The 13466-nt window shown below is 55.2% G+C and carries 8 protein-coding genes; 4 read left to right on the top strand and 4 right to left on the bottom strand.

From position 1 onward, the window contains the following. Positions 1–67: 67 nt before the first annotated feature. From cysD to RYZ27_RS07850, 3 genes are all read left to right on the top strand, one after another. The gene (cysD, locus tag RYZ27_RS07840; protein WP_406678938.1) at positions 68–970 is read left to right on the top strand and encodes a sulfate adenylyltransferase subunit CysD; all 903 of its coding nucleotides are present in this window, start codon (positions 68–70) and stop codon (positions 968–970) included. Then, on the top strand, positions 970–2883 hold the full coding sequence (gene cysN / locus RYZ27_RS07845; RefSeq protein WP_406678939.1) for a sulfate adenylyltransferase subunit CysN: 1914 nt from the start codon (positions 970–972) through the stop codon (positions 2881–2883). Before cysD ends, cysN begins: the two co-directional genes overlap by 1 nt. A 134-nt stretch (positions 2884–3017) precedes the next feature. Further along, positions 3018–3719: a hypothetical protein gene (locus tag RYZ27_RS07850; protein WP_406678940.1), complete on the top strand. Its 702-nt coding sequence runs from the start codon at positions 3018–3020 to the stop codon at positions 3717–3719. A gap of 36 nt (positions 3720–3755) precedes the next feature. Here RYZ27_RS07850 and acs read toward each other — a convergent pair whose 3' ends face one another. Next, entirely contained in the window at positions 3756–5696 is a 1941-nt protein-coding gene (gene acs / locus RYZ27_RS07855) for an acetate--CoA ligase (protein WP_406678941.1), read from the bottom strand. 45 nt (positions 5697–5741) lie between these two features. Beyond that, positions 5742–7037: a DcaP family trimeric outer membrane transporter gene (locus RYZ27_RS07860; RefSeq protein WP_406678942.1), complete on the bottom strand. Its 1296-nt coding sequence runs from the start codon at positions 7035–7037 to the stop codon at positions 5742–5744. Between the two features lie 194 nt (positions 7038–7231). Between RYZ27_RS07860 and RYZ27_RS07865 the strand changes: the two genes are divergently transcribed. Next, positions 7232–7867, top strand: coding sequence for a response regulator transcription factor (locus RYZ27_RS07865; RefSeq protein ID WP_406678943.1), 636 nt, complete (start codon positions 7232–7234; stop codon positions 7865–7867). A 7-nt stretch (positions 7868–7874) separates the two neighbouring features. On the opposite strand, the gene RYZ27_RS07870 is transcribed toward RYZ27_RS07865, so the two are convergent. Next, positions 7875–11348, bottom strand: a complete 3474-nt coding sequence (locus RYZ27_RS07870; protein WP_406678945.1) for a PAS-domain containing protein — start codon at positions 11346–11348, stop codon at positions 7875–7877. A 338-nt stretch (positions 11349–11686) separates the two neighbouring features. Beyond that, positions 11687–13465, bottom strand: a complete 1779-nt coding sequence (locus RYZ27_RS07875; protein WP_406678946.1) for a sodium:solute symporter family protein — start codon at positions 13463–13465, stop codon at positions 11687–11689. Position 13466: the final 1 nt, after the last annotated feature.

Raw genomic sequence — 13466 nt, forward strand, 5'->3', positions numbered from 1 at the left:
TTGAATGCAGGCACCTTTCTATTAGGTGGAAGCGCAATCGACCACCAAACAGGACACGTGTGCCACAGTGACATCGCTTACGCATCTCGACCGGCTCGAAGCCGAGAGTATCCACATCATTCGCGAGGTTGCCGCCTCAACGGAAAACCCGGTCATGCTCTACTCTGTGGGCAAGGACAGCGCCGTGATGTTGCATCTGGCGATGAAGGCTTTTTATCCCGGTATACCGCCATTTCCGCTAATGCATGTCGATACGACCTGGAAGTTCAGCGAGATGATCGCGTTTCGTGATCGCAAGGCCAAAGAGCTCGGGCTGGACCTGATCGTCCACAAGAATGAAGACGGGATTGCCGAGGGCATTGGCCCGTTCACGCATGGATCTGCGCTCCATACAGACGTGATGAAAACACAAGCGCTGAAGGCCGCGCTGACAAAGTACAAGTTTGATGCTGCATTCGGAGGTGCCCGCCGAGATGAGGAAAAGTCACGCGCGAAAGAGCGTATCTTCTCCTTCCGAACCGCAGAGCATCGCTGGGATCCAAAGAACCAGCGCCCTGAGCTTTGGAACCTCTACAATGCCCGTCTGGCACCGGGTGAAAGCATTCGTGCATTCCCGCTCTCGAATTGGACTGAGCTCGACATCTGGCAGTATATCCGCCGCGAAAAGATTGAGATCGTCCCGCTCTACTATGCCGCCGAACGCCCGGTTGTGAACTGGGAAGGCACCGATATCATGGTTGATGACGATCGCGTTCCAGAAGACTTGCGCAAAACCGCTGTGATGAAAAAAGTCCGCTTCCGGACCCTTGGTTGTTATCCGCTCACTGGCGCCGTTGAGAGCGAGGCGGATACGCTCGACGAGATTATCAAGGAAATGCTCCTCTCCACCAGCTCTGAGCGCGAAGGCCGCGTCATCGACCGCGATCAGGCCGCCTCCATGGAGAAGAAAAAACAAGAGGGGTATTTCTAATGCGCCAGACCGATATGGAGGCCATTGCCGCCGATGTGGCCGGATACCTCGAAACCCACGAGAACAAGTCCCTGCTCCGCTTCATCACGTGCGGCAGCGTGGATGATGGCAAGTCGACCCTGATCGGGCGGCTGCTCTATGATTCCAAACTGATCTATGAGGATCAGCTCGCCGCGTTGGAGGCCGATTCCAAACGCTCTGGCACACAGGGCGAGAATATCGATTTTGCCTTGCTCGTTGATGGGCTCGCAGCAGAGCGCGAACAAGGCATCACGATTGATGTTGCCTACCGCTTCTTCTCAACCGACAAACGCAAATTTATTGTCGCCGATACGCCCGGACATGAGCAATACACGCGGAATATGGCGACCGGAGCCTCGACAGCGGATGTTGCTATTCTGATGATTGATGCCCGCAAGGGCATCCTGACCCAGACCCGTCGTCATAGCTTCATCGTATCAAGTCTCGGCATTCGCAATCTGGTCCTCGCCATCAACAAGATGGACCTGGTCGATTATGATGAGGCGGTCTTCAAGCAGATTGAGGCCGACTTTGCAGAGTTTGCCAAAAGCCTTGGCAAAGACCTTAACATTACGCCGATCCCGATGTCGGCGCTTGCCGGGGATAATATTACCGAACCCAAAGGGAATACGGACTGGTATACCGGACCAAGCCTGATCGACTATCTCGAAACGGTTCCGGTTGGTGATCGGCGCGATAAAGGCCCATTCCGCATGCCCGTGCAGTGGGTCAATCGCCCCAATCTCGACTTTCGTGGCTTCTCAGGAACCGTTGTTTCCGGTCACGTGAAACCCGGCGATGCTATACGTGTTACACCCGGTGGACAGGAAGCGATTGTTGAGCGGATCGTCGTACAGGGTGGTGATCTGCCAGAAGCCATTCCGGGCCAGTCGATTACGCTGACACTGGATCGGGAAATCGACATTTCGCGAGGTGATGTGCTCTCCACAAAAGATGCCCCTGCCGAAGCCTCTGATCAGTTTCAGGCCCGCATCCTGTGGATGTCAGATAAGCCCATGCTGCCGGGCCGACGCTATCTGGTGAAGCTTGGCACAAATGTTGTTCCCGCCACAGTCAACACACCTAAATACGGCATTGATATCAATACACTGGCAGAGAAACCCGCAAAAACGCTAGAGCTGAATGAGATTGGCGTCACGACGCTCTCACTCGACAAGCCGGTTGCGTTTGACCCCTATGACAGCGTGCAGGAAATGGGCGGCTTCATCCTGATTGATCGCCTGACCAATGATACAGTTGGCATGGGCCTGATCGACTTCGCCCTGCGCCGTGCCAGCAATATCCACTGGCAAGCCATGGATGTGGATCGCGCCGCCCTCGCCGACCAGAAGGCCCAGAAACCAGCGGTGCTCTGGTTCACGGGTCTGTCTGGATCAGGCAAATCGACCATTGCCAATGCCTTGCAGCAAAAGCTGTTCGCGCGATCCAAGCACACATTCCTGCTTGATGGCGACAATGTCCGCCATGGTCTGAACCGTGATCTTGGCTTTACCGATGCGGACCGCGTGGAAAACATCCGCCGCGTGGCCAATGTTGCCAAGCTGATGAGTGATGCTGGCTTGATCACGCTGGTCAGCTTCATTTCACCCTTCCGGTCTGAGCGTCGCATGGCGCGCAACCTGATGGCAGAGGGCGAGTATGTGGAAATCTTTGTTGATACCCCTCTGGACGTTGCCGAAGAACGCGACGTCAAAGGCCTCTACAAGAAAGCCCGCGCGGGTGAGATCAAGAACTTCACCGGGATCGATAGCCCGTATGAAGCGCCACACAATCCGGAAATCACCATTAACACGGTAGATCAAAGCCCCAAAGACGCCGCCGACCAGATCATCCTCTGGCTGGAACAGAATGGTTTCCTACAGGGCGCGTAAGAGAAAACCCCAGACCGCAATAATCCGGGGTTTTTCGTTTATCTATAGGGCTTTCCCTTATTTAAGGGGAAACCCTACCTCCACATTATTTGCCGAACAGATATTTGACATGCATCACGCCACTCAAAGGCGTGATGTTGCAAGATGCAATGGATAATCATTTGAAGCATTTATACAGCATTAGCGTGCTCGCGGTTTTAATCGGTTGCACAATCAATGGCACAGAAAGTACCCCAAAAAGTGATAGCAAGAATGGTTGTCGAACTGTTTATCAAAGCATCTACCAACCACCTGTCGTTGCTGGACAAGCAGGCACAATGATCCGAGTTCCAGTTGGGGAGGAATGCGACAGCTCTGAAAGTAGCAAGACGTCTACCTCAAACGCACTGCAAGCTCCACTCATTACACACCAGATAAATGTAGCGCAGAGGGAAAGCATAAGCGCTCTCAGCGAACACTATGGCACAGACTTTGATTGCGTTTTTGAAGACAGGGGCCGCAAAGCATTAGACGCCGTGGAATGCGCGAAGCGGACTGGCAATGATTTATGCTGGCAAGGACAGTTCAGGGACGGAAAGCTGGATAACAGACCTATTTGCTTCTCAACACCGATGACCGCCAAATTGATTGATACAACAATGGTGACTTTGGGACCTACTGAGAAACACCTGCTGCAGTCCTGGAGAATATGGGAGACGGGCACTTCCAAGCCTGTTGTTTACAATAGCCTATTTGTAAATTTCTACGATCAAGGCTGGGAGCTAAAATCTGGAGGATTTGGTGATCCTCCAGATAGTCTTGCTGTACACTATGCTCCTCTATTGGCGCGCTTCTGAGTGCTTCTAATCACCCAGTCCTTCGCTTGGGAGCACTTACCGATTCTGGCGGTTCTCGATCAAGTCGTCGACCACTTCAGGTTCGGCCAATGTGCTGGTATCGCCGAGATTGTCGTAACTGTTCTCGGCAATCTTGCGCAGGATACGGCGCATGATCTTCCCTGAGCGCGTCTTTGGCAGCCCGCCCGCAAACTGGATCAGGTCTGGTGAAGCAATCGGGCCGATCTCCGCGCGCACCCATTTGACCAGATCTTTCTTGATCTCGTCCGTGGGTTCAGTGCCCGCCAGCAGCGTGACATAGGCATAGATGCCCTGCCCTTTAATGTCGTGGGGATAACCAACCACGGCAGCTTCTGACACAAGGTCATGGGCGACCAATGCGCTTTCGACTTCAGCGGTGCCCATACGATGACCAGAGACATTGATGACATCATCAACACGGCCTGTGATCCAGTAGAAGCCATCGCTATCGCGGCGGCAGCCATCACCAGTGAAATAGGTACCCGGATAGGCGCTGAAATAGGTATCAATGAAGCGTTGGTGGTCGCCATACACGGTGCGCATCTGACCCGGCCAGCTATCGGTGATGATCAGGTTGCCTTCGGTCGCGCCCGTGAGCTCGCCGCCCTCAGCGTCAACCAGCTTGGGCTGAATGCCAAAGAAAGGATGGCTTGCAGCGCCCGGCTTTTGCGCCGTCGCGCCTGGCAGGGGCACCATCAAGGTCGCGCCTGTTTCGGTTTGCCAATAGGTATCGACGATCGGGCAGCGCTGTTCCCCCACGACATTATAGTACCATTCCCAGGCTTCCGGATTGATCGGCTCACCGACCGAACCGAGCAAGCGAATAGAGCTGCGATCGGTGGCTTTGACCGGACCATCGCCTTCGCGCATCAGGGCACGGATCGCGGTTGGTGCGGTGTAGAAGATCGTCACCTTATGCTTGTCACAGGCGTGCCAGAAACGGCTGGCATCTGGATAGCTCGGCACACCTTCAAACATCATCGTCGTCGCGCCATTCGCAAGCGGGCCATAGACAATATAGGTATGCCCGGTGACCCAGCCGACATCAGCGGTACACCAGAAGACGTCATCTTCTTTGAGGTCAAAGACATATTCATGTGTCATGGACGCCCAGACGAGATAGCCGCCTGTTGTGTGCAGAACGCCTTTTGGCTTTCCGGTTGACCCAGATGTGTAGAGGATGAAGAGCGGGTCTTCAGCATTCATCGGCTCTGGATCACAGAACTCATCGACACCTTGCGCAGCCTCGTGCCACCAGACATCGCGGCTGCCTTTCATTGGCACTTCATTGCCTGTGTTTTCCACCACCAGAACCTTGGTCAGACCTGGCGCATGTTTAGCGGCTTCATCGACATTCTTCTTGAGCGGGACAAGACGTCCACCGCGACGGCCTTCATCGGCAGTAATGACAATGCTGGAATCACAATCATTGATCCGCTGCGCCAGCGCTTCGGGCGAAAAGCCGCCAAAGACAACGCTATGTACCGCGCCAATCCGCGAACAGGCGAGCATCGCGTAAGCGGCCTCAATGATCATTGGCAGATAGATCGTAACCCGGTCGCCTTTCTTGACGCCCAGCTTCTTCAGAACATTGGCAAAGCGGCAGACCCGCTCATGCAGCTCGGTATAGGTGACAGAAAGGTCGTGATCAGGGTGGTCCCCCTCCCAGATGATCGCGGTCTTATCGCCGCGGGTTTCCAGATGGCGATCAATACAATTGTAGGAGACGTTCAGAACGCCATCAGAATACCACTTCACATGCAGGTCTGATTTATCCCAGCTGACATCCTTGACGGTGGTGTATGGCTTAAACCAATCAAGGCGCTGCCCATGCTCGCCCCAAAAGGCTTCCGGGTCGGCAATCGACGCGGCATACATCGACTTGTATTGCTCGGGCGTCAGATTTGCTTTCGCCGCAAAGGCCGACGGGACCTCATAGACAGGATCATCAGACATATTCATTTCTCCATCGGCCATTTGCTTTATCCCCTGAAGGTTAGATTAGAATCCATACTTGGTCGAGAAGGTCAGCCTCGTGAAATCGCCCTCAAGGCCGCTTTCAAGTTCCCGCACGCCATACATGAGCTCAGTTCCAAGCGTGACTTTCGGGGCGATATCCCAAAGGACCGCGCCATAGGCCGACTGAACAGATTTGTTCACAGCCCCGCCAAGATAATCGGGATTGTCGACGAACAGACCGGAATATCCCAGATTGAACCGCGCGGTATCACCGAATGGATGACGCCAGGCGACATGTCCGCCATAGCTCGCAATCGCTTCAAGATCGCCATTCGGGTCGAGCGCTGTGGCGCGGCTGGCGGCCAGGCCAATATACCGGCCAAGACCTTCACCGCCTGTCAAACCAAAGCGAATATCGTCTTTCTCACCGACTTTGACCCGCCCTGAAACACTCAGACCATAGCCGAAGACTTCATCTTCTGTTGTGCCGAAGTCAGCGCGCAATTGCCGGGCAATCGCCGCCACGGAGACATTGCCGAAGTCACCTTTGAAATTATAGCGACCCACAACATCTGGCAGCAGATTGTCATCCACCGAACCGAAATTCAGGCTGGTCGTATTCGGGTTCTCTAACGCGAATTGCCAATTCCCATTAGTATAGCGGATCTGTGCCTGACGAACGAAGACCATGCCATCAGATAGAGCCAGGAAGCTGGCGCTTTCCGGGATGGCCGATGTGTTCTGGAAGGTCGACCATTCTTGACCCACACGCCAGCCCTTGTAATCGACATAAGCACGGCGCAGGCGTGGTGAGTAGGAGTTGGAAACCAGTTCATTGCCTTGGGCTGAACCAAGGAAGTCCAGCTCCAGATAGCCTGTCACCTGATTATCGCCGACGGGCTTTTGCGCCGTTACCGCAAACCGTGAAGCCTGCGCTGTCAGGTCGGTAACGCTATACTCATCGCCGCCAATCGGGGTCGCACTTGGGATATAGAAATCACGCGCAATCGAGTTTGAGCCAACCTGGCCATCGCTGAAGCTTGTGGCATGCGCATCAACATCGATGAATCCACTGAGCTTAAACGTTGTATCACCGACCATGAAGCCGCTGGTTGTTGTCACAGGGCGATCCGTGGCTTCGGCCTTGGCCACGCTTTCAATCCGGACAATATCTTGATCTGTTTGCGCTTTTTCGGCTGCTAGCTCGCTTTTTAACTCTGCAACCATGGCTTCAAGCGCAGCAATACGCTCTTCAACGCTCTGCTCTTGCGCCGCCGCTGTTTGCAAGGCCAGTGCCGCAACACCGGCAAGCATCGTGTGCTTCAAGTAGGCTTTCATCGTTATTCCTCCCCGATGATATTTTTCTTATGGGAGAAGTATCAGCGACGGGGCCTCAAGCCGCTATTGGCCATTGGTGCTAATCCCTTGGTCGCATAGACTTTTTTACGATCTGGCCGACACCGTGAATCAAGGCTAGACTTTAGTTCAATACAGATCCGGTATAGAAAAATAATCGGACGTGGGAGGACAATATGCAAAAGGCGCCAAAGGCTCTGATCGTTGACGATCATCCACTTTTCAGAGACGCATTAGAAACCGCTTTGCGCGAAGCCTTTGGCAATCATGCAACGACCACGCATGCCAAGGATTTGACCAGTGCAGTGACAGCCCTTGAAGAGGATCCGCATGACTTGATCTTGCTGGATCTCAATCTGCCCGATGTCGATGGTTTTGATGGCCTGACAAAGCTGAAGGCAAAGTTTGCCGACTGCCCAATCGTGATCGTCTCAGCGACCGAGGCTTCTGATGCCTTCCAACGCGCGCAAACCCTCGGTGCGGCGGGCTATATGCCCAAGAGTCTAGGGCTTGAGGAAATGGCTGCGGTGATGGTGACAGTAACCGATGGCGGAACATGGTTCCCGCCAAGCGCAGGGGATGCAGACGAGAGCAACAAAGCCGAATTGGCGGAGCGCGTTGCCTCCCTGACGCCAGCACAGCAGCGTGTGCTGGCCGGCCTCTCAGACGGTCTTTTGAATAAACAGATTGCTTATGAAATGGGTATTTCGATCGCCACGGTGAAAGCGCACATGACGGCAATCTTCCGAAAGCTCGGCGCGAATAACCGAACACAGGCGCTGCTCATTTATAAGGAAGGGACAGCGCTCTAGCGGTGCCCTATTCTGCGGCTTGAGAAGGCTGCGACCTGATCGTCTCCAGAAAACGCCGTAAGGTTCCGGCGGCAATCGGTTTGCCTTCGACCTTGACGCCTAAACTCTTCGCACGCTCATGCACGGCCTCAGCCCGATGTGCAGTAACCAGAATAGTCCGATCGACCAAACCTGACTGGGTTTGGAAAGCCTCGATCAGATCAAGCCCCGTGCGGTCTGAATTGAGTTCATAATCGGCAACCATCGCATCAAAACTTTGTGTGGCAATCGCCTGATCAAAAGCCTTTGGCGAAGACACAACTACCACATGACAATCCCAGGCCGAGAGGAGCATTTCCAGACTTTCAAGGATCGGCTTCTCATCATCGACGCAGAGAACACGAAGACCTTTCAAATGCACCGGAGCGCCTGCCATTGGATGCGCTTCCTGGCGAGGCTTTTGTGGCACTCGACGAACTCTTGGGACCTCAACCGAGAATACACTGCCCTTCCCGACTATCGAGCGAACCTTGATCTCTGTTTCCAACAACTCCGCAATCCGTTGCGCCACAGACAGGCCAAGGCCAGCGCCGCGCAGACCGAGATTATCCATGTCTTCAAATCGGCGGAACTCATCAAACAAATAAGGTAAGCGCTCTTCCGGAATCCCCGGCCCAGTATCCCAGACTTCCAGGCGAACATTATCGCCACGGGGCCGCGCCCCAACCAGAATCGCTCCACTCTGGGTATAGCGGCGCGCATTAGAGATAAAGTTCCGCAAGATACTCTTCAGAAACTCAGGATCGGTTTCAACGATCAGGCGGCTTGGAACCAACCGAATTTCCAAACCAGCTTTCGTGGCCATGGGCTCGGCCTCATCGACCAGATCCTCTAGCAAGGGCCCAATCGGCAGATCGGTGAGGCCCGGTTTGATCGCGTCATGGTCGAGACGCGAAATATCCAGCAAGCCTTTCAGTAACTCATCCGCAGACTGGATCGAGCGATCAGCCTTGGCCACGACATCGGCAATCTTGTCTGGATCGCCGCTGTTTGGTCCTTGCAAGGCCCCAAGGAAGAGCCGCGCCGCATTCAGCGGCTGCAACAGATCATGGCTGGCAGCCGCCAGAAACCGCGTCTTTGAGGCATTGGCGGCTTCGGCTTCCTGCCGGGCTGCATCGAGGGCGAGCGAGGCTTCAGAGAGTTCGCGCGTTCGCTCTTGTACCCTCGCCTCTAGTTGTTCATTGGCTTCGCGCAGGGCCGCCTCGCGGGCGCGATCTTCGGTAATGTCGGTGAATGTGGTAACATACCCCCCACCCGGCATGGGATGCCCCGTAATCCGAATAAAGCGCCCATCAGGATTCTGGCGCTCATAGACGTGTACGCTGCCCGCGCGCATGAAGTCGATCCGGCGCTGGGCTTCTGCGGCTGGATCGCCATCAATCCAGCCCGACTGAAGATTATGGCCAATCAGTTCAGCGATCGGCTGACCCACCCGAACGAGATCATCGGGATAATTAAACAGATCAACATAAGCTGTGTTCCAGGCCACAAGATGTTGCTCATGATCGACCACGCTGATCCCTTGCGAGATGTTCTCCAGCATGGATTGCAGCATATGGCGGTCAAACCGTTCTGCCCTTGTCTGCATATCCAGAATGGAAAGGATTTCCGGTAGCGCGACATCGACCCCGCCAATTGCGGAGGTCATTACGACCCGAGCGGAGGAGGCCCCAAGCGCACTCGCAAGCAGCCGCTCTGTGCGTTGCACCAGACGCCAATCGGCAGGTTCATCGCCGCTCGCCAGAACGCCCGTCTCCTTCTCAAAGGCCGCAAAGGCATTCTCTACAGCATCTGGAGAAAGGAACCGCGCAGAGAGGGTCTTCAATCCGTTTGGGGAAACCGCTTCAATTGACGACAAGGCTGTATTGCTGGCGATGGAACGATCACCACCGCGTCCCGTAAAGGCGGCCGCCTGTACCCGATCACGCAGACGCTCTGCCACACGCATAGAGATAAAGACAAAAAGCAATGTGTTGAGGCCAAGGCTCCAGATCACGCCATGCGTCAACGGATCACCAAAGCTGAACCCAAACAGAGCATGCGGGTCGAGCAAAACGGGCACACTGGCCGCCATCATGTCATGACCAATCAAAGCTGGCAGGAACAGCGTGTAGGCCCAGACCAGAACACCGCAGCTCAATCCGAAAATCACACCCAGACGCTGGCCGCCGCGCCAATAAACTGCGCCGATCAAAGCCGGAGCAAACTGGACCGCCGCCGCAAAGGATAAAAGCCCGATACTGGCCAGCGCTTCACTGCCAGCAAACCGATAATAGAAATAGGCGAGCAGGATCAGCACAATCACCACGATCCGGCGCAAAGTCACCAATCGCGCGCCCGAGGCGCCGGTCACATCGGTAAAACGACCTGTCCGCATCAGAGTCGGTACGATCAAATCGTTCGTCACCATGGTTGAGAGCGCAACCGTCGAGACAATCACCATGCCGGAAGCGGCCGAGAACCCACCAAGGAAGACCAGCATGGCAAGCATGCCATCCCCCTGAGAGAGTGGCAGCTGTAAAACATAGATGTCAGGGGAAGTTCCCGCGGGAAGCAGGCTGAGACCCGCCATTGTGATCGGAATCACTACGATGGTCGTGACAACGAGATAAAGCGGAAACATCCAGCGCGAGCGCGCATTATCGCGATCATTGCGGCGCTCTATCATCGCCACATGGAACTGGCGGGGCAAACAGATCATCGCGGCCATAGAAAGAAGCGTAATCGTCATGAAACGCCCGGACAGGCCCTCAACAGCGAATGGCGATGGCGCAAGCTCCGGAGCCCCACCTCCAAAGCCTGTCAGCATCGTGACAGACAACGCACATACCGCAATCAGGGCGACCAGCTTTACAATCGCCTCAAAAGCCAAGACCTGCATCAGGCCAGCATTGTGGCGGGTTGTATCGGCGTAGCGGGCGCCAAACAGGATGGCAAAAGCGCCCAGCGCAAGGCCTGTAAGCAGGACAGTTTCGTCAGGTGTAGACGCACTGCCCTCTGCGCCAGAGGATAGCGCCTGAAAGCTCATACCGACTGATTTCAGCTGAAGCGCAATATAAGGCAGACTTCCGGCAACGGCGGCCAGTGTTGCAACGGCTGCAACCGTCCGGCTCTTACCATAGCGGGCCGACAGAAAGTCCGAGAGTGAGGTAATGCTCTCTCTCTGCACGATCCGGCCAATTCGGCGGATGAACCCGGGCATCAGCGTAAAGACGAGGATCGGTCCCAGATAGATCGGCAAATAATCCCACCCGCTGGATGCAGCTGTCCCAACAGCCCCGAAATACGTCCACGATGTACAATAGACCGCCAGAGCGAGCGCATAGACGGTTGGACTTTGTGAAAAATCAGGCTTTTGGGCTTGCTGGTCCCGCCGCGCAGCGATCACGAAGAGCAGCGCCATATAGAGCGCACCACAGAACAGGATTAGCCAAGCGGGCATCGTCATTCTCCCACGCTATCATGGCGCACGCCCATGTCGATGGCCTAGTCAGCCCTTAGTCGTAGATATGGATTTAGAGATCATGATCCACCCGCTCCCCCTCCCAACCGCCCGCAGAGGCTACCCTTGGGGTGGTTGGGAGGGGGAGCGGGTGGCACAAGCCATAGAAGATACCCAAATCAACGAACACAAATGCGCCTGCGGCCCGGTTCATGTGAGCGCTTAAAGCGCGATACGGAACCCACTTATCGTCTGTGTGGCGAAGCCACTTAGCAGGCGCATAAAAAGAGGGCGGCCTTTCAGCCGCCCTTTTGGAGTTTACCCTTGGGAGGGGTGTCTTATTCGGCAGGCATTGGCGCCATGCCTGCGTCAGCCTCACCATGTGGCTGGCGCGTGCCCGGTACCCGGATATCCTCGACGAGGTCCTGAATATCCTGCGGTGGAGGGGCTGTGACCAAGGCGGTGACAATGCCCAGGGCTCCAGCGGCCCACATGAAGACAAAGCCAATACCTTCTGGAGATACGCCAAACAGATACTGATCCGGTGTACCGCCACCAAACTTGAAGTAGTAGATATAGGCAAAGGTCGAAACGAGGCCGAAGACCATGGAGGCAATCGCACCTTCCTTATTCATCCGCTTCCAGAAAATACCCAGGAAGATGATCGGGAAGAGCGAGGCCGCCGCAAGACCGAAGGCAAAGGCCACAACCTGTGCCACAAAGCCGAGCTGTCCGGCGAAGATGCCGAGGAGACCAGCGGCCACAACAGCCCCAGCCGCTGCGAAACGCGCCACCAGCAATTCGGTACTGTCATTCATCTCCGGGAAGAAGGTGCGTCGACAGAGGTCATGACTGACCGCAGACGAGATCACCATCAGGAGCCCCGCCGCCGTGGAGAGCGCTGCGGCTAAGCCACCGGCAACCACGAGCCCGATGACCCATCCCGGCAGATTGGCAATCTGCGGGTTCGCCAGCACGAAGATATCACGGTTTGGAACAACCTCATTCTCGATACCGTCTGGTGCATTCGGACCACGGTATTGCATGATGCCGTCACCGTTTTTGTCGTCATAGCTGAGCAGTCCGGTTTTTTCCCAGGTCTTATACCACTGTGGAACTGGCTTGCCGCCATCGGCTGCAATCGCTGCCGCTTCAGCTTCATAGTCAACGCCATCCTGAATGTAGGTCGCTTCATTGACGCTATCGATGAAGTTGATCCGGGCAAAAGCGCCAACTGCAGGAGCGGTTGTGTAAAGCAGTGCGATGAAGACCAGCGCCCACCCTGCAGATACACGGGCATTCTTGGCTGAAGACACCGTGAAGAAGCGAATGATGACGTGTGGCAGACCCGCGGTGCCGAACATCAGCGCCCCGGTAATCGCGAACACGTCGAACATACTCTTATTCGTACTGGTATATTCCAAGAAGCCTAAATCGGTCACCGTCTTGTTGAGCTTATCTAGCATGGCAACATCTTCGCCTGCTGCATTGCCGATAAAGCCAAGCTGCGGGATCGGATTGCCCGTGATGATCATCGACATGAAGATCGCCGGAACCGTGTAGGCAAAGATCAGAACGCAGTACTGAGCGACCTGTGTATAGGTCACGCCCTTCATGCCACCGAACGTCGCGTAGACGAACACGATGCCCATCCCGATCAGGATGCCGAGGTTGAAGTCAACGCCAAGGAAGCTTGAGAAAGCCACACCAACGCCCTTCATCTGTCCGGCAATGTAGGTGAACGAAACAAACAGGGCGCAAAGCACCGCGATCAGGCGGGCGGCGTTGGAGTAATAGCGGTCACCCACGAAATCCGGCACGGTAAACTTACCAAACTCACGCAGGAATGGCGCGAGCAGAACGGCGAGCAGAACATAGCCGCCGGTCCAGCCCATCAGGTAGACAGAGCCACCATAGCCCAGGAAGGCAATCAAACCTGCCATGGACAGGAAAGACGCCGCAGACATCCAGTCCGCAGCGGTCGCCATACCATTCACGGTTGGATGCACGTCATGGCCAGCAACGTAGAAATCATCGGTGGAACCGGCTTTCGCCCAGATCGCAATCCCGATGTAAAGCGCAAACGTCGTAACGACGAAGAACATGGTCCAATCCATA

Origin of the sequence: Hyphomonas sp. FCG-A18 (assembly GCF_045287255.1) — a bacterium.
Classification (GTDB): domain Bacteria; phylum Pseudomonadota; class Alphaproteobacteria; order Caulobacterales; family Hyphomonadaceae; genus Henriciella.

What these genes read in the sequence shown, in the direction of transcription:
- acs (WP_406678941.1), bottom strand. Translation starts at nt 5,696, where the DNA reads ATGTCTGATGATCCTGTCTATGAGGTCCCGTCGGCCTTTGCGGCGAAA.
- RYZ27_RS07875 (WP_406678946.1), bottom strand. Translation starts at nt 13,465, where the DNA reads ATGGATTGGACCATGTTCTTCGTCGTTACGACGTTTGCGCTTTACATC.
- RYZ27_RS07850 (WP_406678940.1), top strand. Translation starts at nt 3,018, where the DNA reads ATGTTGCAAGATGCAATGGATAATCATTTGAAGCATTTATACAGCATT.
- RYZ27_RS07865 (WP_406678943.1), top strand. Translation starts at nt 7,232, where the DNA reads ATGCAAAAGGCGCCAAAGGCTCTGATCGTTGACGATCATCCACTTTTC.
- RYZ27_RS07870 (WP_406678945.1), bottom strand. Translation starts at nt 11,348, where the DNA reads ATGCCCGCTTGGCTAATCCTGTTCTGTGGTGCGCTCTATATGGCGCTG.
- cysN (WP_406678939.1), top strand. Translation starts at nt 970, where the DNA reads ATGCGCCAGACCGATATGGAGGCCATTGCCGCCGATGTGGCCGGATAC.
- RYZ27_RS07860 (WP_406678942.1), bottom strand. Translation starts at nt 7,037, where the DNA reads ATGAAAGCCTACTTGAAGCACACGATGCTTGCCGGTGTTGCGGCACTG.